At 57.1% G+C, this 24,843-nt stretch carries 16 protein-coding genes; 6 read left to right on the top strand and 10 right to left on the bottom strand.

Translation table 11 applies throughout. The features are described from left to right. Positions 1–21 precede the first annotated feature (21 nt). The 6 genes from QP868_RS02015 (at position 22) to speB (ending at position 5,194) form a co-directional block, all read left to right on the top strand. Positions 22–858 carry a DUF58 domain-containing protein gene (locus tag QP868_RS02015; protein ID WP_284924931.1) on the top strand — a complete coding sequence of 279 codons (837 nt, stop codon included), beginning with the start codon at positions 22–24 and terminating at the stop codon, positions 856–858. Further along, entirely contained in the window at positions 845–1,294 is a 450-nt protein-coding gene (locus tag QP868_RS02010; RefSeq protein ID WP_284924929.1) for a hypothetical protein, read from the top strand. Before QP868_RS02015 ends, QP868_RS02010 begins: the two co-directional genes overlap by 14 nt. Continuing rightward, positions 1,285–2,259, top strand: coding sequence for a vWA domain-containing protein (locus QP868_RS02005; RefSeq protein ID WP_284924927.1), 975 nt, complete (start codon positions 1,285–1,287; stop codon positions 2,257–2,259). The genes QP868_RS02010 and QP868_RS02005 overlap by 10 nt, the downstream gene beginning before the upstream one ends. Next, positions 2,241–3,242: a VWA domain-containing protein gene (locus tag QP868_RS02000; protein ID WP_284924925.1), complete on the top strand. Its 1,002-nt coding sequence runs from the start codon at positions 2,241–2,243 to the stop codon at positions 3,240–3,242. The genes QP868_RS02005 and QP868_RS02000 overlap by 19 nt, the downstream gene beginning before the upstream one ends. Next, positions 3,239–4,111, top strand: a complete 873-nt coding sequence (locus QP868_RS01995) for a hypothetical protein (RefSeq protein WP_284924924.1) — start codon at positions 3,239–3,241, stop codon at positions 4,109–4,111. Before QP868_RS02000 ends, QP868_RS01995 begins: the two co-directional genes overlap by 4 nt. 69 nt (positions 4,112–4,180) lie before the next feature. Beyond that, on the top strand, positions 4,181–5,194 hold the full coding sequence (gene speB / locus QP868_RS01990) for an agmatinase (RefSeq protein ID WP_284924923.1): 1,014 nt from the start codon (positions 4,181–4,183) through the stop codon (positions 5,192–5,194). 60 nt (positions 5,195–5,254) lie between these two features. On the opposite strand, the gene QP868_RS01985 is transcribed toward speB, so the two are convergent. From QP868_RS01985 to QP868_RS01940, 10 genes are all read right to left on the bottom strand, one after another. Continuing rightward, positions 5,255–6,139: a hypothetical protein gene (locus QP868_RS01985; protein WP_284924922.1), complete on the bottom strand. Its 885-nt coding sequence runs from the start codon at positions 6,137–6,139 to the stop codon at positions 5,255–5,257. A gap of 4 nt (positions 6,140–6,143) precedes the next feature. After that, positions 6,144–7,325 carry a TRAFAC clade GTPase domain-containing protein gene (locus QP868_RS01980; RefSeq protein ID WP_284924920.1) on the bottom strand — a complete coding sequence of 394 codons (1,182 nt, stop codon included), beginning with the start codon at positions 7,323–7,325 and terminating at the stop codon, positions 6,144–6,146. A gap of 1 nt (position 7,326) precedes the next feature. Further along, a complete protein-coding gene (locus QP868_RS01975; RefSeq protein WP_284924919.1) occupies positions 7,327–8,313 on the bottom strand; it encodes a hypothetical protein in 987 nt (328 codons plus the stop codon). Then, positions 8,310–11,201 carry a GAP1-N2 domain-containing protein gene (locus QP868_RS01970; protein WP_284924917.1) on the bottom strand — a complete coding sequence of 964 codons (2,892 nt, stop codon included), beginning with the start codon at positions 11,199–11,201 and terminating at the stop codon, positions 8,310–8,312. The genes QP868_RS01975 and QP868_RS01970 overlap by 4 nt, the downstream gene beginning before the upstream one ends. Beyond that, positions 11,201–13,135, bottom strand: coding sequence for a SaeA-related protein (locus QP868_RS01965; RefSeq protein ID WP_284924915.1), 1,935 nt, complete (start codon positions 13,133–13,135; stop codon positions 11,201–11,203). Before QP868_RS01965 ends, QP868_RS01970 begins: the two co-directional genes overlap by 1 nt. Beyond that, positions 13,135–15,834 (bottom strand): DNA translocase FtsK 4TM domain-containing protein, encoded by a 2,700-nt coding sequence (locus tag QP868_RS01960; protein ID WP_284924913.1) that lies wholly within the window; start codon positions 15,832–15,834, stop codon positions 13,135–13,137. Before QP868_RS01960 ends, QP868_RS01965 begins: the two co-directional genes overlap by 1 nt. Next, a complete protein-coding gene (locus QP868_RS01955) occupies positions 15,835–19,347 on the bottom strand; it encodes a tubulin-like doman-containing protein (protein WP_284924912.1) in 3,513 nt (1,170 codons plus the stop codon). 28 nt (positions 19,348–19,375) lie between these two features. Further along, a complete protein-coding gene (locus QP868_RS01950) occupies positions 19,376–22,426 on the bottom strand; it encodes a vWA domain-containing protein (protein WP_284924910.1) in 3,051 nt (1,016 codons plus the stop codon). An 11-nt stretch (positions 22,427–22,437) separates the two neighbouring features. Beyond that, complete coding sequence (locus QP868_RS01945) at positions 22,438–22,899, bottom strand: hypothetical protein (RefSeq protein ID WP_284924908.1); 462 nt, start codon at positions 22,897–22,899, stop codon at positions 22,438–22,440. A gap of 282 nt (positions 22,900–23,181) precedes the next feature. Beyond that, entirely contained in the window at positions 23,182–24,843 is a 1,662-nt protein-coding gene (locus tag QP868_RS01940; RefSeq protein WP_284924907.1) for an ABC transporter ATP-binding protein, read from the bottom strand.

Below are 24,843 nucleotides of genomic sequence, written 5' to 3'. Positions count from 1 at the left end.
CTCCCCCGCGTAAAGTCGCGCATGAACTTTCATGCACGACGACTCACTCGACGTCTGTTAGACGGTGACTACGCCTCGGTCTATCACGGACATTCGCTCGACTTCGACGACCTTCGCGAATACGTCCCTGGCGATGAAATTCGCGACATCGACTGGAAGGCGTCCGCCCGCCACTCCACCCCACTAGTTAAGCGGTATGTAGCTCACCGCCGGCACGCACTCATGCTTGTCGTTAACACGGGTGTGGAACTTGACGCTTCCAGTGCAGGTGGTGAGCTCAAGCGTGAACTCGCCATTCTCATGGCGGGGATGGCCGGATACCTCGCGGTCCGTCACGGGGACGACGTGAGCATGGTCTATGGTTCTGCCGGCGGTACCGGCGCTACTGATTCAGCAGGTTCTGAGGCTCATTTGGAAAGCATTTTGCGCACGATCCTGCACTCCCGCACGCTCGACGCTGGCGATATCAACACGCAGCTGTCGTGGGTAGCGCGGAACGTTTCTCGCCGTAAACTCCTGTTCGTCATCAGCGACGCAGGCGTTCCGGTCAACCCCAAACTCGTCCAACGGCTGTCTGCGCAGCACGACTTCATGTGGGTCACCCTCACTGACGCGGACCTGATCGCGGCTAGCCACCTCGGCGATCTCCGAGGACTGGGTGTTGGCGACGACACCAACATTCCCAAGTCCCTGCTGTCGCGCGAACTGCAAGCGGAGTACGAACGTCGGGAGGAAGCCCGCCAGGCAGAGTTTGAACATGCGCTCAAAACCGTTTCGCACGTTGAACTGTCGCACACCAAAGACACCCTCCACGAACTTCACCGACTCATGAAGAGGCACGCGAATGCTCGTCGATAAACTGCATCCGCTTCTCCAGGCCCACCCGGCCCTTCTGGTGTGCGCGATTGCGGGCATTCTGCTGGGGTTGCTGGTCTTGACGTGGCCCTTGGTTTCGCGCTTTCTTGGCAGTGGCAACAAGGACCTTGAAGTGCCTACTCACGTGCGCACCAAGTACGAATCTCAGCTGACAGCGCTTGAGGAGCAGTTCGCCACAGAAGATCTGAGTGGCCGTCAAGTAGCTCAAAAGCTGGGTGAGTTGGTCCGCCAGTTCGCTTTCGACGCGTGGGGACACAAGATCGACCACATGACTCTTGCCGAACTGCGACACATGGGTCTGCGCCCCGTGGCTCACACTGTGGAACACCTGTACGTCGCGGAGTTCGCAACAGAAGAAGCGACTGATGTGGCTCCTCTTTTCGCTGAAGTGAGAAAGCTGGTGGGAATGTGGTCCTGAAGTTTTGGTGGCTCGCGCTCATCCTTCTTGTCATTGCTGGCGTTGTGGTTCTTCTGCTTTCCCGGCCGAGGTCGCTCAAAGGTTCCGTGCCCGTCGCGTACACGCGCCGCATCACTTCCCTTCCCGGATTCGTTGCGCGTAAGCGTCGCGTTCTGATTGGCGGTCTGGCTATTGTTGCTGTGACGGTAATTGGTGGGGCAAGCGCTTTAGCTGGGATTTCTCGCCCAGTCACCACGGAGACACTCAACCCCGAACAAAAACAGCGCGATGTGATGTTGTGCCTTGACGCGTCTGGGTCGATGGCGTCGTACAACGCGAAGATTCTGGACACGTATGCCGATCTCATTCAGTCGTTTAAGGGCGAGCGGATCGGGATGACGGTGTTCAATTCGGCTGCAGTTTCGGTGTTTCCACTGACCACTGATTACGAAATGGCCTCCGAGTTCCTCGAAGACGCTCAACTGGGTTTTGAGTCGAACGGTTTGCGCGGTATCAACTTTTATCAAGGCACTGTGGACCGGTCGATTGACGGCTCTTCGCTCATTGGAGATGGGCTGGCGTCGTGCCTGAACAACTTTGACCGGAATGACGAGGAGCGGTCACGGTCAGTTATTTTTGCTACCGACAATCAGTTGGCGGGCAACCCCATCTATGAACTTATGGAAGCAGCCGAGCTCGCTAAGAAACACAAGATTCGCGTCTATGCGCTGGCGCCGAAAGGTTTCTTTGGAGCATCGAAGCTCGACGAGCTCAAACAAGCAGCTGAGCTCACTGGTGGCGAGATGTTCACCATGGGTAGTGGCGGTGGTGCCCGAGGTGTCATTCAGAAAGTGCAGCAGGAAGAGGCCGCTTTGACGCCTGGCGACGCAGTGACGCTGACTCACGACCACCCAGCGATTCCGCTGAGCATCACGGGGGTCATCCTTCTCATCATTCTTGCTCTTGCGTGGGGAGTGAAACTGTGACGTTTAACCCGCTTATCCCGTTCGTTGTTTTAGTTCCCTTGGTCGTGGTGGTCATGATCGGGTGCTGTGTTGCGGCGTTTACCCGCTCCCATCAACGAGTTATGTGGTGTTTGCGCGCTGTGGTGGTGTTTATTTTGGCGACCGCAATTGCGCGTCCAGGAATTCCCACCGAGGTCGTTGTCCTCAAACAAGAAGCGTCGGCTCAGGTTTATCTGGTGGTCGATGTGACTGCCTCGATGATCGCTGAAGACTGGGATGGTTCCGAGCCACGTTTGGAAGGCTTGAAGAAAGACCTAACAGAACTGGTCGATGCGATGCCCGGCGCCAAGTTTTCGCTCATCACTTTTGGTTCGGAGTCACATGTGCGTGTCCCGCTCACTACGGATGACGCTGCTGTGAAGTCTGCGATTTCCATTTTGGCTCCGGAAATTACTCGCAGTTCAGCAGGAACTTCTCCCTTCGCGCCGGCAGAAACAGTAAGTTCTCGCTTGGCAAAGGGGCAGGAAGCGCACCCGGGTGAAGACCAGTACGTCTTCTATTTTGGCGATGGCGAAAAGACCTCTGAGAAGGGTGCTGATTCCTTCGACGGTGATTTCAACCTCGCGGGCGGTGCAGTTTTTGGATACGGCACCGAAAAGGGCGGGAAGATGAAGGAAACTCTCGACTCTTTCCTCAGCCGCGACCCCGAATACATCGACGACCCCGAAACCAGGGAACCTGCCCTGTCAAAAATTGACGAGTCGACATTGAAGAAGATCGCTTCTTCACTGGGAACCGACTATCACCACCGCACCGCGCGCTCAAAGATCACTCAGGACTACTCGGTGCCGTCTTTCGAACAGTCGTTCGTTGATAAGAAAGATCAACGCGGAGTGGATGAGCTGTTCTGGATCCCGCTCATTCTGGTGTATGCCTGGATCGTCGTTGAAACCACCATGGCGTTGAAGCGTGTACGCGAAATCGCAAGGATCGGTCGAAAATGAAGAAGCTTTCACTGGGAACGCTGATCAGCATCATTGTGGGTCTGCTCATACTCGCTGTAGGTATCTACAGTGCCGTCGCATCCTCATTTTTAGCCCTCGCGTCGTCCGCTTATAACAAGGGAAATTATGACTCTGCGATCGCGCACGCTAAACGCTATGACTCTTTTGTCCCTTTTGACAAACACAAAGGACCTTTCAACGTGGGAACGGCACTTGCGGCCAAAGGCGAGCTTGACGCAGCTGAAGACGAGCTACGTACTGCACTGGACCTGACGCCTGAACGTGACGAATGTGCCGTTCGCCAGAACCTTTCCGCGGTGATTGAAGAAAAGTCGAACGTCGCGAGGGAAGCGGACCGACGCGACGAAGCGAAGAAACTTTTAGAAGAGGCGAAGAAGATTTCGACAGACGCGCCGGAAGGGTGCCGTCAGAACCAGCAAAAGCAGAATATGGACCAGGCCGAGAAGCGCATGGACCAGACTGAACAAGAGCGTAAAGAACAAGAAGAAGAAGAGAAGCGCAAAGAAGAAGAGGAAAAGAAGAAAAAGGAACAAGAAAAGAAGGACGGCGATAAGCAGAAGGATCAAGGAGACGGCGGAGAAGAAATGAAGAAGGATAGCTCCGACGGTGGTGACGATCCAACGCAAGACGGTGACTCTGGTAATGACCCAGGCGAAGAGGATGAAGGGTCGGGTGACGGCGACAGCAACGGCGCTGGGGGTGCGGGCTCCGATCAGCCTTCTGGCAAGGGAAGCAAAGAAGGATCTGATCCCAAACAAGAGGAACTCGCTAAGCGAAACGAGGATGCTCAAGGGCGCCAGAACAACGATCAGTCAAGTGGCTCTTCGTGGTCCGATAAGCCGTGGTAAATACATGGCAGAATGAGGTGACACGCCTTGTGCGAAAGGTCACACGTACCCTGTGAAAGAAGGACACTCATGAGTGAAACGCCATTGGGACCTGCTGATTACAGTCTCACTCCACGTTTTGCCGGACCGCCCACGTTTGGGCTTCTTCCCCGTATTGATGAGGTTGAAAAAGAGCGGCCTGGCGCACCGATCGATGTCAAAGTCGTTGGCATTCCGTTTGACGCTGGAGTTTCGTACCGTTCAGGAACGCGTTTTGGCCCACAACACATCCGCCAAGCTTCTAAACTGCTTCGCCCGTACAACCAAGCTACAGACATTCACCCGTTCTCAACCTTGCAGATTGCGGACTGTGGTGACGTAGGGGTCAATCCTTTTGACATTGACAAGGCAGTCTCTGAGGTCGAGGCTCTTGCAAATGAACTGCGCTCAGACGGGTCCAAGCTTCTCACTTTAGGCGGGGACCACACTCTCGCTCTTCCGAACATCAGGTCCGTGGCAAAAGATCACGGTCCTATTGCAGTTCTCCACTTTGATGCGCACCTAGACACATGGGACACCTACATGGGCGCCCCGTACACTCACGGCACCCCATTCCGCAGAGCGTCAGAAGAAGGTCTTTTAGATCTTCAACGGTGCATGCACGTAGGTATTCGTGGCCCGTTGTATGGCAAGAAGGATTTAGAAGACGACAAGGTTCTTGGATTCCAGGTTCTGCGTTGCGATGACTACCAGTTCCGCCCACTGTCTGAAATCGTCGATGCGATTCGTGTGCGTTTGGGCGACGCTCCCGTATATCTTTCGGTCGATATCGACGTTTTAGATCCTTCCGCTGCCCCTGGAACTGGCACCCCGGAAGCCGGTGGAATGACAAGTCGCGAACTGCTCAACTCAATTCGTGGGCTTCAAGGACTCAATGTTGTGGGCGCAGAAATTGTGGAGGTCTCCCCCGCATATGACCACGCTGAGCTCACCGGTTTGGCGGCTGCCCAGGTGGGTTACGAAATTCTTTCTCTGTGGGCTGCGCAGAAAGCCGGTCACACGTCTCCCACAGGTCCTATCGCTGAACGGTTCGCACAGAACTAAGTCAATGGACCAGTAGCAAACAAGCGGGGCGCACCAACTCTGAGTGCGCCCCGCTTGCGTTTAGTACTGCTGTTGCCCTGATCCGTATCCAGGTCCAGAACCATAGCCAGGTCCGGATCCGTAACCGGGGCCACCGGTTCCCTGGCCCCCATATCCTGGTCCGGCCGAGCCAGGTCCAACTTGGCCTGGTCCCGGCATACCAGGGCCTGGCCCGTATCCTGGTCCCGCGGTCCCAGGGCCCATGTTCCCTGGTCCGCCTGGTGCTCCAGCCATTGCTGGGGCATTTTGTTGCTGATGGTGCTGAACAACGGGCGGCTGTTCTTGACGTTTCTGTGGACCTTTCATCATGATCGCGAAGATCAAGCAGCCCAACCAGATAATGACTGTCGCAATAAACAGGATCCAAAATCCCGCTTCTAAATTGGATGCGCCTGTCTCTTTGAACGAAAAGAACGTTTGATTAAACGCAAAGAAACACACGCTCAAGGTGAAAAGGTTTGCCCATCGTGGTGCTGCACATAGCGCGCAAATCAGTGCGAATGCAAGGAGCAGAGAACCAAACCCGATAAGAAAGCGCTGGTCAACTGCAGGCAACACTCCCCCAGCGCTCCATGGAAGCCAGTGCGTAAGAACAATGGGGATGATAAAAACAATTGGCCCAATAGCTGCAAGGAGTTTTCCAAGCGTGTTAAATGCCAGATCGCTTCGCCCTTCGAATGCTTGACGCGGAGGTTGAACCTGAAGTTCTTCGCCCAAGCGTCCAAATGACACAACGAGTGCCCAGACCCCCAGTACCAGAGTTCCCAGACCACCGCCAAAGACCGCCACTGAGAGGCCGATCCACCATGAAAAACCAATGATCCGCGCAAGCTGGATGCCCACAACAGGGCTTACAACAAGGTGAGCCATCAACAACGCGAACACTAACGGAGTACCTAAAATCATGTTCTTACCTTGCTTCCATAGCCCACTGAAGTGGGTCGAGTACTCTAAACGGTGCAATTCCCAAACTTGAAACTTGTTCCCCTACCGGGGCATATCCCAGCGCGGAAATCGCAAAGAACCTGTGTGGGATCTGCTGACCTGTGTGCGGGTTTTCAATCTTATTGACGATTTCGTCCGCCCCCATCCGCAACAGCAAGCTCTTCACTTCTTGGTGAAGCAACATCTGATCGGCTTCTGGGTCATCTGAGTCCAGACGTTCGCGCATCATCGCGGACCCGCGGTTAGCCATGACACGGCTCCAGTCCTGGTCGTCGATGTCAGCCAGCGTCTGCATGACGTCAAACTTGGACAGTGCAACCCCTACACGTGGCACGGGCTCCGTTGTCCCAATTCGACGTTGCAAATTGTCAAGCACTTGAACTGGGCTACCCGAGGAACGTGCTTGCGTTGGGACGAGGTCGTTCAGTCGCCGTGCAATCGCGTCAACTGACAGCGGGTCAAACATAAACAAGATGACATCAGCGCGCTTCATGAAGTCCAAGTGACCGTCATTTTCTGGCGGGTTCTCTAGCTCTTCGCCAGCCACATCGCGTAACACCAACAGTTGTCGACCGTTCTGGTGGTTGCCACCCACGCTAAAAATCAGTGGGTCGAGTTGATATGCCTGTCCCGTGTCAGCGCGCACGGTGGCTCCCATCAATCCCATCTGCTCAAAAAGAGGACGCTCATAATACGTCTGATAGTTCTCATCCGTAATGTCTGTGTACATCTGCAAACTGGTTCCCTTGCTAAGAAGCTCTCGTTTCAGCTCCTTGACAGCAGTCGCAATGTACAGGCTTTTTCCCGATGCACGTGCCCCGCACATTGCAACGACCGTGACGTTAGCAAAACGCCAACCAGGCGCTAATGGATTGTGACAAATCGGGCAGAGCTCATCGCCCAGGCGTACAGATTGAGGTAGCCCTCCGCCAGCAACGATTTCATTCAGCGCGGCCTCGGCGTTGGGTTGAACATACATGTTGTCCACGACGTCCGCATCGAGGTCCAATGTGGCTTCAATGCGGACTTCACGGCCTAAGTAAAATGACGCGTTATTGTCGACAACTGGCGCGCTACCCGTGTTTTCTAGCGCCCACGTGTACGTATCGTAGGGAACGTCATACAGACAAACTGCACACTTCGCCACATTAACTCCTCTGGGAAAGTGCTTGGACAAACTGAGACAGCGCAACCGATCGGCTAGCTTCAGGCATGTTCGCTAAAGCGTGCGTGTCAACGTGAGTAGCTGGGACAGGGATCTCTACTCCACGTGTCTCAACATCCCACGCTTCACGGGACATCAGGACTACCAGCTTCACCTCAACCCCGCAGGTTCCTAAGCGTGTAAAGTCGATCGGAAGCGAATCACTGACATAGATCACCAGCGCATCTTGGGGCAAAGTTGCGATGAGCGCATCGCTGGTAATCACAGAAGACGAACGCAACGGTGCACTCTCTAGCTCTTTCACAATTCGCTGAGGGAGTTCCGCCAGCTCTCCGCTACCCACTGGAACATACCTGTCAGATACCAAGGCTCCCGAAATGTTGTTTTCTGAAGTCACCTGAGAGGCATATCCAATGATGTGTTCAAGGGTCTCTTGCACATTCTTCGCATCCAGGGTGTGTGCTGATGCCGAAGCATCTAACGCAATCACCACGGGACGCGCAGACCCATCCACATTGCCAAGTTGACGGCGCGCTTCGACTCGAACGGCCTCGGCCGAAGACGACAAATCCTGCGCGACCGTGGATACCGCGGGCAGTTCCACGCGCAACGATCCACCGTCAGCGTTGAACTGCAAAATGTTGACGCTCCGCAAACCTGACGGGTCAATCCCTTCAGAGAGCCGTACTTCGTCTTCGTCGGTGTAGTCGGTTGCATCGACCTTGACGTTCGCGAAGATCGACGAACCGCGCGGAAACTCTTGCGCCCCAGACTGAACTGAAACAGTGAAACTGTCTGGCGGTTCAGGAATGATCACGAAACCTGGCGCTGGTGCAACGAAGTCAATTGCCGCACCTGAGTCGTCGACCACGTTGATCGTGTCGGACTGGCTGGGCAGTGTGACCGACAGGGTCAAGCGGGACCGGTTCACGCTTACGGACGCGCCCCGGTTCAGCATAAATACAGTCATTGCTGGTCCTCCTGCCGTTGTAATGACTTCAGGGTGTTCTTCACGTCAATTCCCATACCAATCTTGCGGAGTGTTCCGCCTCTGGCCGTAATGAAGTCCTTTGCGCAGTCCACCACGTCTTCTGCATAAATATCATCGGCGAACTGTTCGCATACCGCGTTGATGATGCGTCGGTTGCCTTGCATCATATCCACGACGCGTAGGGTCGCTGACGGCATGGCCTCTTGCACCTTTCTGTCAGTGACCGCTAAGACCACGAGCTTTTCCGGTTGAATGTCAGGGTGCGCAAGATACAGCAGGCGCCGCACACGGTCGGGGTCCACGCTCGCGGGGTCGATGTCGTCCACGTTCACCGACTGCACCGGCGCATTCTTCTCGAGCCTGTACGAACCGGGGAACAGTGTCGAAGCCAACTGGTAGGTGTACAGGTATGAACTCATCGCCTGCTGGTGGTGTCGTTTCCAATCACCCAGGTCGTACGTCACTGCCATCAGCGTGGCGGAGTCGATGTCTCGCGGCTGATCATATGTATCGAGCAACATGCATGGATACCATACGCGTCGGCTCGCTGACCCGTCTGCAACGAGGTATTCACACAGGTTTTTCAATTCTGGTGACCATGCATGCGCGTTGATCAGCGTCAGAATCAGATCTGTGTCAAACAGTTGGGGTGCGGAATGGAAACATTCGACCGCTACTTCGATGGGCAACGTGACAATGTGTTTAAGCACTCGCGTGGGTTGCTTGTCAGGTGACAAGGTCTGCAAGTACCGGGTCAGTGGCACGGCCAGTTGCGGTTGGTTGTTGAGAATCAGTGCAGTCAGTTGCGCGGTTAGCGGGGTGAACGCGTTGGTGTCCACGCGTTCCTTTACTGGCAGCGGTAGGCCGTTGCTCACGAGTGCGCGAGCCAGTGGCGCGGATACCGCCAGTGTTTCCGCAACTGGTCGTGCCTGCTGGGTATCGCTGTTCGCGGTTGTGTGCGCCGGCTGGCTTCCGCTTCGTTCACCTGGCGGCGCCCACGGACTGTCGGATTTAGGCGCCCACGGGCTTGCAGGCTCCGGTGACTTCGCAGGTGGAACGGGTGGTGGAGCGGAAGGGCGCGTGGGTGCGGCTGGGGGTGGTGCCGTGGGCCGAGGTGGCGGCGCGGCTGGCCGGGGAGGAACCGCCGAGGTGGTTTCCGGGCTTTCTGGAATGTGTGCGTTTTCGGCTTCGAGAAGAGCTTGCGTAAACACGTCGATGGCACGCGCGTCGAGTTCGACGTGGTTGCCATATTCCGGGCCAACTTGCGGCAGTTGAGCGATGAGCTCGAAGAGTCGCGCAGTGAGTTGCGGGTTCGAATCAGAGTCTGCGATACCGGTTGCACATAGCATTTCAGCAACCGAAAAAGAGGACTCGGTCACCCGTTCCCGCTCTTGGTCGACGCGGTTGACAGCGCGTTCGACGACCTCGGCGTCCTTCGCCAACTCAGGGGCACTCACAACCTGCGATGGGTGCGGAACTTGCGCCCGCCCTTCCAAGGTGGCGATCAGGGCGACCCGTTGTGCGACAAAACGTTCAGCACTGTGGGCGTCATGCGGGTACTCGCTCACAACCGACCACGGATCTGAACTCCCGTTGACACGCTCAACTACGCCTTGGCTGACACGGGAAAACAGTTTGTCGATTGTGCGTGCCGAGGCGGGGAAACTCTGAGTTGCAACGTCGAGCGCCAGATCCGCTGTGCCCTGGTCCAACGACCCCGGTTCCATGGCCAAAAGCGCTGCTAGGGCCCATACCGGTTGCACGTTTTCGTGTGCTTCAACACGTGCCCACTGATCCATACGAGTCAGGGCCTCAAGCCTGGATACGAGTTCTTGCGGCTGAGCAAGGCACGCACGGATGAGTGTTGAGAACGCCGTAACCGGGATCGCGCGACTTTGACCGAGCACGTGTTGGTCACCTTCGATGCGCGGAATGTCGCCATCGCAGATCACGTACGTATGGTCCATGCGTTGGACGTCTTCACGGTCGCATTCGGGCACTGCCACGATCTGCATGTCGCTACGTATATCGCGTGCACGTTCGTACACCGACCAGTTCACGGTTCGCGCAAGGGAGGGGCTCATGAGGTACTGAACCGCCATGATGACGATCGCGCTCCAGTCTTGCCTGTCGCTGACCAGCACCACAGTCCCTTTGTGTTGCGTGTTCATGAGGGCGTCGGCGGCGGCGAGAATCGGTTCGGTGTAGCCCTGTGTCTGGAGGACCTTCGTGATCATTCGCAGGTTTCCCGCCTGCATGTTTAGAGGCGTTTCTGCGATCTGAGTGTGCAGAATGTCGTCGACGTTCGCGGGCCGGGCAAAGCTGGGCGAGCGCCACAGGTCGATGGGTCGCATGGTGTCTGGGTTGCGGTCCATCAAGATGTGGCTGTACACGTTGCCAGGGCGTCCGGTTGAGTCGACTCCCGCGTTAACGGCATAGGCGTAAATACCTGGTCGCTCGTTGTCCGGTGCATGGTAGGCGAACCGGACCGGTAGGGCTGCAACTTGTTCTGGGGTTGCGAACTTGGGAAGTGTGCCGTGGTACGAAAACTGCGACATGACGTAACGTCGCAGGGTTCTGCGTTCTTCGTCTGTGGGGTCGCCCACGATGTCTTTTTCTTGCCACCCACCTGGAGAGCCGTCAGCCCGGTCAAACGAGGCGTAGGTCAGCTGCGCCCAACGGGTTGCGGGTGGCTGTTTCGCGACCGTTGGGGCGGGTGTTGGTGGTACCGCGCCCGAGGTGGCAACAGGTTTCTCGGTCTGTGGCACCGTAATGCGCGCAGCAGGTGCCGGGCTCGTGTTTTCGGGGACTGTTCTTCCCTGTCGGTGGCCAAATGTGGGTGGCCCGCCCACTTGTCCTTGGCTCATTACCAGTTCCCCTGCTGGTATTGCTGTTGCTGGGGTGGCATGGGTTGTTGTTGCATGCCTTGCTGTTGGTAGAAGAAGCTGAGCCATTCGGCTGGCTGAAGCCGGACAACAGCTGGGTCCAGAAGGGTATACCGTTTGAGATCTTCAGTACGCATGTCGAGGAACGCACGGACGAAACCGTTGGGTTGTGGAACAGCGAATGCGTACACTGCACTGTCTGGGTTTTCGAATGCCGCGTACAGCGCGTGTGGTCGCACGCTACGTCGTGGTTCGTCGTTCGCTGGTGAGATGCGGGTAAGCAGGACCCGGGCCCCGTCATCGGGGTGCAAGGGCAGGCGCGTGGGGTTATGGACAACGCACAGGCTCACCTGTTCACGCAGGTCACTTGCGACCGCTTTGACATACAGTTGCCCGTCCAAGCCACCTGCCTGATTGAGATGCATTGCGAACTCATACTGCAACTTGACCAGGGGGTTGGAATCCAAGCGAGTGGGTTTGGACAAGATATCCCGTCCCCCACTGAAAAGTCCGGCCACCAGGTAGTAGGTGGAGCCACCTCGGTCGTCTTCTCCCGGTAGCGATACCCCGCCTTGGTCGCGGTACTTCGATTCGTCGATCTGCACAACGGGTGATCCGCTGAGAGCAGATTGTGCATCACCGTCGATGTGCGTGCGGTAGACGCGCACTGTGTCAGCTCCGGTTGGCCACGCGAAGCTGATGATCTTGCGCCCAATGCGTTCGGTGAATTTCGCTTCCGTGACAGGCCGGACTCGTTGACCGTGGATGGTCTTTCCCACGCGCACTTTGTCGCCGTCAAATACGACGGGGGTGAAGTATGCGCGAGTCCACTGTTCTGGCCATGGGACGCTGAACATGGACGATGTGCCGTCTCCACCTTTGTGCACAGGCATTGCGAGCCTAGCGTCATCGGGGAGGAAACCACGGTCGTTGAGATACGTGGCGGTGAGGTCTGTTTCCTGGTCGAGGCCGGAAACGGGAGGTTTTTCGGTTCGATAGATTTCGACGCGACCGTGGACCGGAGTGCTCCACTTGAGGTCAAATTCTGGGCTGCGGCGTCCCTCGGTTTCGTCGGGTTCGTGTAGGACGAACTCAAGGTCGGTCACCGGTTGCAGTCGAATAGGGATCGACATGGTGAACTCGGTGGGGTCAGACGCGAACCCATCATGTGACACTGAGACGAACTGGTAAATGTAAGTTTCGCCCGGGGTTCCCTGCCCGTCGGTGAATCCTTGCGTGTTCGGTTTGGTTCCGGCAACCCGGTATTCAGGGCCGGCGACACCTGTGGTTTTGACTTTGGCGGGAACCCGGTAGACGTGAACGCTTGAAATGCCTTCGAGCGAGTCCCACTTCCCCACAACGTACTGTTCGTCTAAGCGAATGTTGGGGTTTTGGATTCCGTGTGTGATCCGGCGAGCGGCGTGAAGTACCGGCTGTACCGTCTGGGCTTCCTCAACGGTTCCGGCTTCATAGCGCCACACTTGGTAGTACCTGACAGCGTGCCGAGGCCGGTCGGTATCAATTGCCGTGGTGCCTTGAGTGACAACGACTTCTTCGGCCATGTCCGGTGAGTGAGGCTCACCTGCGTCCTGCGCAACCACACGGTACACGCACGGGGTTTCGCTGGGCTTCCACGCCAGGTGAACACCGCCTTCTTGGGGTTTCGCCTTCATGGTGAGTGGCGTTGGTTGCTGCCCAAAGTTAAACGGCGCAAACCGGATCCCCTGTAGCTGTTGGGGTTCCTCTTGGGTGTCGCCTGCCTGTTCGACGTCCTGGTTCTGAGCGCCGTGTGGCTGAACATACGGGGCAGGTGGTTCCCAGGCTGGCTCCTGGGTTTCGTTCCCCGCCCGAGGTGGTGGCACGTCGATACGTGGTTCTGGGATTTTGAACGGATCGTTAAAGTCGAAGGAGGACATTAGATGGCGTCACCTCCGAATGGGTTATTCCACGTTGTGGGTTGTTCGTCCTGGGCGGGCTGTACGTTTTGTGCCGGGTCAGAGACCGACCATTCCGAGTTACCCCAGTTGACATCGCCGCTGTAGCTTTGTGCGAACTTCAGGTCATCAGGTGTGAGGTCACCCGTGATCTGTGTGTGGACGAGCACTTCACCAAAACCGGCTGGCTGTTTGCGCACGCTGTTGGCGATGACTGCGTTCTTGTCGAATCCCACGGCGTTTGCGGTGAGGAGTTCGTCATCCAGGGTTTCTCGGATTTCTTGGTTGTCTTCCAGTCCAACGGTTCCACGGAAGTCTTCCAGGCTTTGGCTGGCGTGTTCTCCGCTGATGTGGATTTGGCTGAGAAGAGAGCTGCGGGCAGCTTCCATTCCGGGGTGATCGATGCGTTTGCGCATCTGTTCCCAGTAATCGGCTTCCAGAACAGGGTCTACCCCGTTGTTTCTCAGTGACTGGGCCAGAACAGTGAGAACCGAGTCGTCAGCGGTGGACTGCTCTGCGAACAGGGAGTGCATGTCCGAGCTCAGTGGGAAGTTGTTGATTCCAGCGCGCTGGAGACTCACGTTGGCAAAGTTGTAGAACTGCTCAGATGCCCACCCCGTGTAAAACACTTCGGTGCGTAGCATTCTGGCGGTCTCTTCAACCTGCGCATAATCAACCACGTATTCTGCACTACCCATGCTGATAGGGAGATCATCGAAGCGGCGCTGTTCGCCACGTGCCAGCTGCGTGCGGGAACCGAACGGCCGGTGGACAAAAGCCCCCACAATGTCTGCCCAACGCAAGTACTGAGAGTAGGCTTCACCGAGGCGAGTAAATTCGGAGATTGTCGCTTTGAGGTTGCGAACATCGATCTCCTGATCTTCCCGGTCCTTTTTCCTGCGGTGAATCACTTGGAAAATATCGGTTTGAGACCGCATGAACAGGCCAAAAGCACCTGCCAGACTTCCTACGACACTGAGCCCCAAAACGGTCCAGGCGAGCCACCACGGCGCCCAGTCCATTCCGGCAAGGAAGAACACAAGAACGGTCAAAGCAGCTGAGTAGCCAAACAGTTGCCTGAGCTTCACACTCAGAATGCGGTGTGCTTCAGCCAGCAGGTGCTCCGAGTCGTCTTGCTCTTCTGTATTGCGCCCCAGGTTCTTCATCCGTTCGGCGATTTCTTGGCGACGAGCTTCGAAGTTAGTCGAAATCGTTTCGCCAATCCGGCTGACAAACGACTTCCGGCTTCGGTCGTACCAGTCCGTCATCTCGTTAAGCTGCGCGTCGGCGTCAGGGGTCTGCATGTTGGGGTCTTGTGCAACCGTCTTGATCTGCCGGCCCACTTCCTGGGCGTGAACCAGATCGGCCGGTTGAACACTCATCGCACCTAGGCGCCCGGCAACCGACCCTTTGAGGGTGAACATATCCTCCGGGTCAGGAGCGACAACAGCAGGGTCTCGCACAATCGCTGGTTGTGGGGAAAGAGTCGGCATGTCACGGCCGGCCGTCCCATAGTCAAGGAGCGTGAGGGAGCTCAGCACCATGGAGCGCCATACACCCGACATGTCGATGTTGTGACGGTCCACCCCCAGCGCACCTTCAATCCGCTGGGCCGCGTTCATCGACTCTTGCCAACCCACTGGGCGACCGCTTGCGTCGATACCACCCACAACCACGTTGTACTCAGAAGCTCGGTCGCCAAAAACCAGGCCGTGAACAGTCTGTGCAACCGCGGCTTTAGTGGAGTCAACGAGTCCAGCTGCTAATGCGCCAGGCGTGCCCTTGATCGCATTCCCCAAGAACGCGCCAAACATCTTGAGGGCTTCACCGGCTGAGATCGGTTGAGGTTCAGGCGAAACATACTGTTCCCGGTTAGGGGTTACCAGGTAGCCGTGCTTTGCCCAGAAATGCTGAAGTGCCTGATCAACGACTACTCCATCGTCATCAAAGTAGCGTGCTGGAGTACCGCTGAAGTTCGGTAGCGGATATCCGGTGGCCGTTTCAAATGCCTTGTCACGCAACGCGTCCTCAACTGCGGTGCCGTCAAGCCTGCGGAAAAACGAGCGGACTAAACGACCTCGGTACCCTTGGTACGCCGGTGGTAGATCGTCCAGAGTCCCCTGCGGAACCGAATCCCACATACCCGCCAACGGGGCAACTTGGGATGCCAAGAAAGCACACACCTCGGCGATATTCGACGAATTCACCGGACGGGACCCAACCCGGGGGCCCTTCGAATCCGACGGACTCAAAACGACATCAACCCAGCCATTAGAATCCGGCAACTCCACCTTGTTTGCCGAATCCTCAGTCGCAAACACGGCACGGATCGCAGAAACCTGCGCCGCACCGAAGTCCTGGGTGACCACATCACGGACGAACGAACCCACTTCACCTGTCTTCGACAGACGTGCAGCGTCCCGTTCAGACCCCGTGACAGCACCTAAGACCAACACCCCAATACGGGAGTACTGAACCTGGCCAGACAAATAGCGCACGTCAACTGGCTTGAGTGACCCGTGAGACACCAGCTGCGCGTTGAGATTGCGCCCCATATCCTGAGCCTCAACGGGAATCCAAATGAAGTCGGAAACAAGTCCACTCACTTGCCAGTCACGCAACGTTTCACGCACACCAATGAGGTGCGCAGGAGCCACGATAAGGCTCAGATTCGTTTCCATTTAAAAGGCTCCAAATCCTTCAGGTAGATCATTTGCGAAACCACCGCTACCACCGCTGTTTTCAGCGTCGGACTTGGCTTCGTCAAGAAGGGTCATCAGTTCTTCGGTCACCTGCACAATGTCAGGTACCAAGTCACAGAAGATCGGGGTCACTGATCCTTGGGCACGCGATTCAACACGGACGCTCGGGGTCGATTTGTTCGCTGAGGTGTCGAGCTTGCTGGCAGCGAATGTGTGCACTGTTTCAAGGAACTGACGGGCGTTGGTGTAACGGCCTTCAAGGTCGTCAGCGTCGGCTCGCGATGGTGCACCGGACGGGGTCTTACCCGTTGACATCCACTCGGAGAGGAAGTCACGCGCGGACACGATCTGCAGACCCGAGGCCGGTTCTTCTTCACTGCCGTCATAAATGGAGCGCAGAGTCTGGTACGGAATGAGCGAACCTAAGACCGGGCTCTGGTGAGCGTTCGCGATAGCCAACAGGAACGACTCCAAGACTGCAGGCAACCAGTCGAACGTCTCCCCCACGAACTCAGACGGTGGTGTGAGAAGCGGGTTGGGGAAGTCGATCCACTGCTGGGTTTCTGCACGGTACACACGTACCGGGCGGCTCAAGTTACGCCGGTCAGGAATCTGTAGCTGACCAGTCAGCTGAGCCACATACCAACCAGCGATCATGGCGCGGCGCTCCAGGTCGCTCATGGGCAGCGACGCTGGGAGTGGGCGTGCGCGACGGAACGTCCAGAAATCACGGCGCTGACCAGCCGAGGTCAAACGCGACCACCTGTCAGAAACCGGTTGCAGAACCCCGTCGAATGCGATGGGACTCAAGTTTCCAAACGATCCGAAGATGTCGACGTGGGTGATACCTGCGGCAGTCTGTCCTTGCGAAACGACCTTCTCAAAGATGTCGATCGTTTGCGTGTCAACCGACTGCTGGGACGTGAGAACTTCGGTCAGCGCGTCGACAAGGTCCGGGGCCGCACCAAAGGGAACGGACGAGAACTTGTACTGGTAGCGCACTGCTGAGGAGTGGACACTCGAAACCACATCCGGGTGGACACTTGCCAGTGGAAGTGCTCGCGTCAGCGTCTTGCGGAACTTGTCAGCAACGTCCTTCTTACGCTGGTCGATTTCATGTGGAGCAGCGCCGTCGTTACCCAGAATGTAGTCCTCGAGCGACAAAGCGCAGTAGTGCTCAAACGCTTCGTTGCGACGGTTGACGAATTCCAGGGCGCGGTAACGCAGTTCGTTCGCCTTGACGTGCAAGGTATAGCGTCCCGAGGTGGGTGTAATGGTGCGCTGTTCCTGGCTACGTGGGTCAAATTTGTAGAAGGTGGGGCGCCAAGCTGAGTTGATTTCCAAGAGTCCACCAGGTGCGCGGGAACCTTCTGCTGCTGGCCATTGGCCAGAGATAACGTGTGCCGCACCCTTTTGGCGGGCTGCGTCCCATCCGTTGTCACCTTCGATCGTGGCAGGAAGGTGACTGTTGTACAGGTTCTGGAAGTCTTCGGCTGCAGTGATGAGCACTTCGTTGTGAGCGGTCGAGAACCGTTCAGGCACGCGCTGATCTTGATCCGACGGCCACGCGGAGTAGACATCGGTTTCCACGTTTGCCAAACCAACCGTGCGGCTCGTCTCATTGACGACCAGGTCAAGCGCCTGGATCGACTCGTCAATGGTCTTCAGAAGTGGCTGGATGAAGTCACGTGGCGCTTCGCTCAAGACGTCGGCAAAAATCTTGCTGGCTTCAATAAAGCACCCGTTGAGCAGACCCACGTGAAGGTCGTTGATGACCTGGCGTTCAAACTGGTCACCCTGAACAATGTTTCCGCGGACTGCCGAAACCGAGGTGGAAACCTGCTGGCTTGGGCGCATGATGTCAGGGGCTTGGTTGGCACCCAGGTTGGAACATGCGGCGGTGAGTTCGTGCTGGAGGAAGGACTTCATCCTCTCCATGAGCCCGCGGGCATACGGCAGACCGTAGTCAGAAATAGCGTCTTCCAGCGAAGCCAGGAAAGCACACTGGAAGTTGAGCATCCAGTCGAACGTGGTGCGCACCACCGTTTGCGAGGCGAACTGGCGGAAGTGTGGATTAGCGCTGCGCAGGTACGTCTCCAAGCTGGCCAACCAGTTTGGCCCAGACTGTCCCTGGGCGCGTGGCATTTGTGAACCGGCCTGGTGTTCAACGAACTGACGCAGAGCAGAGTCAAGTTGCTGCCCACCGGCTGCTCCGCGGATCCACGTTGCCAACTGGTTGATGTCGCGAACCTGCATTTCATTTGGCAGGCCAACGCGACTCAAGAATGTGTCCCACTGGGAGTCGATGAGACGGTTGAGCTGTTGCTGAGCACCCGCACTTGAACCTTCTTGCAAGTGCCCTTCACGCAGACGGTCCACGGACGTACGTGCTAGCCGCTGGGATGCGTAGTGACGGTAGCGGTCCCGGCCCAGGTTCAGCGAGCCGAACCCGAACGTACCCCATGACAGGCGTTCGCCCGCTTCAACACCCCAACCCAAGTAGCTACGGTTAGGTGACAGACCGTCCTTGTTGGTCAGGTCGTATTGCCTAAACGAAGACGAAGCCGAACCGGACACCATGAGGGCTGCGAGACCTCGGGCCAAACCACGGTACACACCCTGCTGCGTTCCATCACCAAAAGTGGTGCGGTCCAACCCCTGGTACTTACCAACCGGGAACACACGCGCAAACGATGGTCCACCCGAACGGTCAATGTGCTGACCCAAGGCTTCCAGAATGCGTACGTCGTGCTCTTCCGAAGACACCGACTGAGCTGAGACGATCTCACCCAACATTCCCAGAGCGTTAGGGCGCACACCTTCTAGGCGGTCGGGGAAAATATCCGAGGTGTACATGTACACACATGTGTCGTTGACCGAAACACCCTGCACCTGGCCCAGCAGACGGCACACGTCAAGCGCCATCGACGCACCGGCACCACCGGCCATCGACGACACGACCAAAACCATGGGCGAACCTTCAGGATCAAAACCGCCGGAACCCGGGATGGCGCGGGCCGCCTCGGCCATTTCCGCATTCGCTTCCGTGGTCTTCATCTTGTTGACCGCACGCTGCAGACCCTGGAACACATCGGGGGCACGGTTGAGCGTAATCACACGACCCACACCACGCATCTGACCAGCACCGTTCTTCAACGGTGTGGTCACTGAGGCGGGCTTGCGAGGTGCCCACGTCACGAATTGGTCCAAGTCTCCCGACTGCTGGAGCTTTTGGCTCACAGCCGAATCAAGGACGGAGTAGGAACCCGAGGAAGGCGCAGTTCCAATGTACGTACCGCCCTGGTCGCGCACGTTACCCACGCCTTTGACGTCAGTGTCAGGGACAGTCGGAACGTCGACGTGCACGAACTGCCAGCCATCTGGAAGCTTCGAAATGCCGTGTGGCATGAGCTCAGACCGCAACTGGTCCATCATCCGTGCCAGTGTTTCACCACCGGATCCACCACAACCGACGACGAGGAACTTGTACATGATCTATACCTTTCGAGGGGTGAGTCGGCTACTGGCCAAAACTAAAAGGGTTTTGCCCTGGCTGTCCAGGGCCGGACTGTCCTGGACCGGAGTGACCGGGGCCAGGTTGCCCAGGGCCATTCTGGAAGGGGTTTTTTGGAGCTTGCCCAGGGCCACCGGGTCCCGAGGTGTCAGGACCGGGAGCGCCGGGTCCGCCACCTGGGCCCGGGAAACCTGGACCTGTTGGAGGTGGACCTGACGGAGGTACACCCCGCCCTGCTGGGGGCTGAGCACCAGGTCCGGCAGGAGGTTGGCTACCGGGCCCCGATGGCGGAGGCCCAGCTGGCGGCTGGCCTTGAGGGGCAGCACCAGGCCCTGCCGACCCCGGTCCCCCGAACGGACTGGACGGACCAGGTGAAGGTGCGTCCGCCTCGGCGAACGGGTTGGCCTGCGGCTCAGACGGCCCGCCGAACGGCGAGTCGTGCCCAGCCGGGGCGTGCGCTCCCGTGAACGGCAAACGATCCATGAGGTCACCAGCTTCGCGAGCGATTTCGTCTTCCATCTTTTCGCGTTGCTTCTCATCAATGTTGCCGGCGAGCAAAACAAGGATCTCAGCCTGGTTCTCGTTCATACCTTCGCTACGCATGACTAACCAGTGGTTGTGAACCGCCAAAGGCAGTCGTGCGGGTGTGCGTGCCGGGTCGTGCTTCGACACGCTCATTGGCACTTCTGCGACCACAAAGCCTGGTCCCAGCGGTGATCCGCCCATCTTGGTCTTGAGCGTTACACCTGCGGCGTCGATCTGGCGGGAACCGCCCGAATCGATCATGACCGTGTTGCGCATATCGCCCTGGTTGAACGCGAAACGTGAACCGTCACGGGTCACCCCGGTGGAGGTCTTTTCGATCTGTGCACGCACTGCGACCAGTGGTTGCGACGGGATCTTCGCCCCTCGCCATTTGACGAAGTACAGGATCAGCAGTGGGATTCCCGGGCCCAGTAGCAAAGCGATGATCAGGGTGGTCACGAAGTTGAGCGTGTTGAGCGGCTTGACGGCGCTAGCGGTGAATTCAACCTTGGTTTTCACCGGTTCGCCCTGGCCGTTTTCGGGCGCCGATGCGACGACGAACGTTCCGTTGATCGCGCCGTTGCCCTGCTGGTCAGAGGCCAGCGTCAGACCCAAGTCTTCACCGGCTTTCACGCAGTTGTCCTTGCTCGAGGCGTCGGAGGACACCTGGACCTTGTCCAGTCCGGCAGGCGAAGCGATCACTTCTGTGGAGTCGGGTTCTACCCAGGCGCAACCTTTTCCGCCCAGTTTCAAAACTGAGTTCAGGTCGATCTTGCCTTTAGCTTCACCAAAGTCCACTTTGGTGGGCACTGTGGGGTAGTCCAGAGGCGGTTGCACCGTGACAGGAAGAGCCACGGTAGCAGGACTCAGCTTGGTACCTTGGACGTCCTTGCCGTCAGAATCCTTTGCCGAGGCCGTCGTCAGTTCCAGCGACAGGTTGAGGGTTCCGCCTCCCGTGGGTGCATTTCCGAGGTCCCAGTTAAATGGCTTGGTGATGTCCCCGAATGTGCTGGTATCAGTCAACGTGCTCTGTTTGCCAGCAGAGTCGGTAAAGGTCGCAGTGAACTTACCTGTGCTGGTGATGGAGTCTACGGGCACGTCGTTGCCTTCGCGGTCATGCAGCGCAAAGGTGACGTCATTCAGTGTTGACCCGGCACGGACATCAGCGTTGTCTTTGCCAGGCCACGCTGGGACTATGCCTGGGGTGATGTGGAGGTTTGATTTGGACTTTGCCTGTGAGTCTGCGCCTTCGTCGGCGATGAATGCCAGCCGCCAGACACCTACCCATGGGCCGTTGTCACCAATTTTGCCTTTAGATGTGCCGTCGAGCCGGAAACTCAGGCTCCTGCCGGTTTCCCATGAGTAGGTCAACGGCACGCCAGAAACTTCGGTCTTTTCGTTCTTTGCGTCCTTTTTCAGGTCGACGATCTTCCCGTCGGGTCCTTGAAGCGCGGCGCGAAGACCGTCTGCTGTGGCAGTAGCAAAACCGTCAACGTCCAGGGTGGTGTTGTCTAAGACGAACGTGTGGGCTTCGTCCTGGCAGAAGTCCTTGACACACACCCCGTGGTCGTTGGTGATGGGTTTTTGTCCCAGACCGGAAATCGAGTCGAAAGCGATGAGCAAACTGTCGATGTCTGATGCGAGGTAGAACTCGCCGGGAACAGGGTCGGTGAGGTCACCGCAGGACTTTCCACCGCTGTCTTTACCGGTTGCGATTGAACGCATCAGGTCGAATTCTTTTCCGTCTTTCGACCCCAATCCCACACCGAACATGGCAACACGCGAGCTACGCAACTGGTCAGCGAGACCACCGGAGCGACAAATGTCCTCGCGTGCTTTTTCTTCGACCTTTTTGGCGCCGTCTTCAGTTTTCAGACTGATGTCTGGTGCGAACGGTTTGGTTTCGCCATACTTGCTGGCCATGTTGCCTTTGCGAACTTCATAGTCGAGTTCACCGTCAGAGAACCAGATGATCGCTTGGCAGCTCTTTGCGTCGCTTCCGCGTTCGTGCGCACGGTTCGCAAGTTGCTTGCGCGCTTCATCCATGGCTGTCCAGTAGTCGGTGTCGATTCCGTTGGTGCGGTTGGACAGATCGTTAATGGCTCCGCGGAGGCTTTCGACATCACCGTCGTTCTTGACTTCTTGCCAGTCACGGACAGTGGAATACTCGTGGCCAAATCCGCTGACCGCCACGGAGAGATTGCCTGATTTGGTCAGTTTAGACATGCGTGAAACAAGGTGTAACCCCGAGGTCACGCGCGCGTTGTTCGGGTCGCTGTCGACCAGACTTCCTGATTCGTCTACCAGAATGAGAACGTCGATGTTGCCGCCTGCTGCCGCGCAGGCTGAGAACTGTTCTGGGAGCGGTTTAGCACTGCCGAGGTCACTCCCACCTGACTGCTGTGAGTCACCGCTGTCCTGTGAGGGCTCCTCACTTGGCTGAGCGTGAACGGGGGTTGAAACACCTGCCAGGCTTTGTGCGAGAAGAAAGAAGGTGGCAAAAAAGCCGATGAGAAGTTTGAAAGCGTGCACACGAACGTTTTTCACAGGCGTCCCACCCACAGTGCTGTCAGAATTGCGGTCACGATCACAGCGATCAATGTCAGAATCGCGGCCATCCAGTACAAGGTTGTGGCGGCTGAGCGGGAGGCGTACATGCCGGCGGCTCGCCTGCGCACATCGGTGGTGGTGAAGTTCCCTAGCATGAGGATCGCGACTGGTCCGGCGATCAGCCATCCGATGATTCCGGTGAAGCCCCATGGCAGTACTGCGATGATAATCCCCAGGGCTGCGCATCCAAGAACGATGAAGAGAATGTGCATGGGTGGCCCGGCGACGGTGAGATCGCTGGGACCGGAGTCTGCTGCGAACGGTGCGTCGGGGGCCTGTTGCGCGCCCGGTTGACTGCCTAGGTTTTGAGATCCAAAGGGACTGGAGGAGTCCGAGGCGTGAGGGGTGTAGCCCTGTTGAGGCGCATGTGGCGGTATTCCAGGTTGAGGTGCCATGCCTGGTTGCTGTGCTGGTGGCCCTCCCGGCTGGTTCACCGGTGAACTTCCGAATGGATTACCACCCGGCCCTGATCCAAACGGCACCGACACCGTGGCCCCCTTTCACATCTCACGCTCATGACTACACGTTCTCATTTTGCTTGAGCGCGAACTCTTCAACCATAGCAACGTTGAGAACTACTGAATGTCTCGACTATTACTTTGTTTCAGATCTGATACTACGACTGTTTCAGCGCCGTTCCTTGTCATTCTTACATGACAAGGAACGGCCACCTGATTTCAGCTCGCCTCGTCAATTCCGAGTTCGTTACCGGGAATCGAAGCGAGGAGTTTGCGCGTATACGGGTGACGCGGGTTAGTGAACACTTCTTCCGAAGTTGAGGCTTCAACCAGCTCACCATCCTTCATCACGCACACGTAGTCAGAGATGAGCCTAACCACGGCGAGGTCGTGCGAAATGAACAGGTAAGACAGCCCCAGTTCTTCTTGAAGGTTCTTCAGCAGGTTCAGGATCTGGTCTTGCACCAATACGTCAAGAGCGCTGACAGGTTCGTCGCACACTATGAGATCGGGGTTGAGCGCAAGTGCGCGAGCGATTGAGATACGTTGACGTTGCCCTCCGGAGAGCTCGGCCGGGTATCTGCGGTAGAAGTGTTGTGGCAGTGCCACTTGTTCCATCAGCTCAAGAACGCGTTTGCGACGCTCTGCAGCATTCCCCCGCTTATAGGCCGCTAGCGGTTCTTCGATGATCTTGCCCACCGTAAACATGGGGTTCAACGATGAGTAGGGGTCCTGAAACACCGCTTGTACACGTTGCCGGAAGTCCTTGAGGTCCTTACCTTTGAGGGCCAAAACGTCTTTTCCTTCAAAGGTAATGGAACCTTCAGTGGGCTCGATGAGCTTCAAAAGCATGCGAGCGGTGGTCGTTTTCCCTGAGCCGGACTCCCCCACGATCGAAACCGTTTTTCCGCGAGGGATTTCCAGGCTCACGTTTTTTGCAGCGTAGAAATCGTCTTGCCCACGAATTGGATACACCTTCGTGAGGCCAGAAATCTCTACAAGGGGCTTTTCTTCCTCTTTCGCCTCCGCGCCGGTGTCTTCCGTTGTGTGCTCCTGGGTGAGCAGGCGAGCAGCGGCAACTGACGGCGCCGCTTTGACCAGCGACTGCGTGTATGGGTGTTGCGGGTCTTCCAAAAGCTGACGCGATGAGCCGAATTCCACAACCTTCCCCCGGTGCATGACCACCAGGTTCTGGGCCCGTTCGGCCGCTAGTCCAAGGTCGTGTGTGATGAGCAGAACCGAGGTTCCTAGCTCAGCGGTCATCGAGTCAATCTGGTCAAGGATGACCTGCTGGACGGTGACGTCCAGCGCCGAGGTGGGTTCGTCTGCGATGAGAAGTTTGGGTTTACATGCCAAAGCAATCGCGATGAGCGCACGCTGACGCAGCCCGCCTGAAAGTTCGTGCGGGAACTGTTTAGCACGCCTTTCAGGTTCCGGAATACCGGCCTGAGCCATCACTTCCACAACCTGTTCCTGCACCGTCTGTTTGGTCGCCAGTTTGTGAGTGAGAAGGGTTTCAGAAATCTGGGTTCCGATCCGTGACACCGGGTTGAGGTTACTCATGGGGTCCTGCGGAACCAACCCAATTTGACGACCTCGGATGCTACGCATTTTTGGTTCTGCCAGCCCCACGAGTTCTTGGCCGTCAAAAACAATAGAACCTGCGGTCACTTTTCCGCTGCCGGGCAGCAGACCAATGGTTGCCATTGCGGTGGTGGATTTACCTGATCCGGATTCCCCCACGATTGCCAGTGTTCCACCTGCTGGCAGTTCCATACTGGCGCCTTCCACCGCTTGCACCTTGCCGTGCATGGTGGTGAAAGAGACTTCGAGGTCTTGAATCGTAAGGAGGTTAGGTGTTTCTTTAGGAGTCTGAGTCAT

Origin of the sequence: Brevibacterium sp. UMB1308A, assembly GCF_030230605.1 — a bacterium.
Taxonomy (GTDB): Bacteria; Actinomycetota; Actinomycetes; order Actinomycetales; family Brevibacteriaceae; genus Brevibacterium.
The sequence above is the reverse complement of the archived record's forward strand: the minus strand, read 5'-3'. Positions and strand labels throughout refer to the sequence as shown.

Coding starts and splice junctions, on each gene's coding strand:
- speB (WP_284924923.1), top strand. CDS start 4,181: ATGAGTGAAACGCCATTGGGACCTGCTGATTACAGTCTCACTCCACGT.
- QP868_RS01975 (WP_284924919.1), bottom strand. CDS start 8,313: ATGACTGTATTTATGCTGAACCGGGGCGCGTCCGTAAGCGTGAACCGG.
- QP868_RS02015 (WP_284924931.1), top strand. CDS start 22: ATGAACTTTCATGCACGACGACTCACTCGACGTCTGTTAGACGGTGAC.
- QP868_RS01955 (WP_284924912.1), bottom strand. CDS start 19,347: ATGTACAAGTTCCTCGTCGTCGGTTGTGGTGGATCCGGTGGTGAAACA.
- QP868_RS02010 (WP_284924929.1), top strand. CDS start 845: ATGCTCGTCGATAAACTGCATCCGCTTCTCCAGGCCCACCCGGCCCTT.
- QP868_RS01970 (WP_284924917.1), bottom strand. CDS start 11,201: ATGAGCCAAGGACAAGTGGGCGGGCCACCCACATTTGGCCACCGACAG.
- QP868_RS01985 (WP_284924922.1), bottom strand. CDS start 6,139: ATGATTTTAGGTACTCCGTTAGTGTTCGCGTTGTTGATGGCTCACCTT.
- QP868_RS01940 (WP_284924907.1), bottom strand. CDS start 24,843: ATGACTCAGACTCCTAAAGAAACACCTAACCTCCTTACGATTCAAGAC.
- QP868_RS01945 (WP_284924908.1), bottom strand. CDS start 22,899: ATGGCACCTCAACCTGGAATACCGCCACATGCGCCTCAACAGGGCTAC.
- QP868_RS01960 (WP_284924913.1), bottom strand. CDS start 15,834: ATGGAAACGAATCTGAGCCTTATCGTGGCTCCTGCGCACCTCATTGGT.
- QP868_RS01965 (WP_284924915.1), bottom strand. CDS start 13,135: ATGTCCTCCTTCGACTTTAACGATCCGTTCAAAATCCCAGAACCACGT.
- QP868_RS01995 (WP_284924924.1), top strand. CDS start 3,239: ATGAAGAAGCTTTCACTGGGAACGCTGATCAGCATCATTGTGGGTCTG.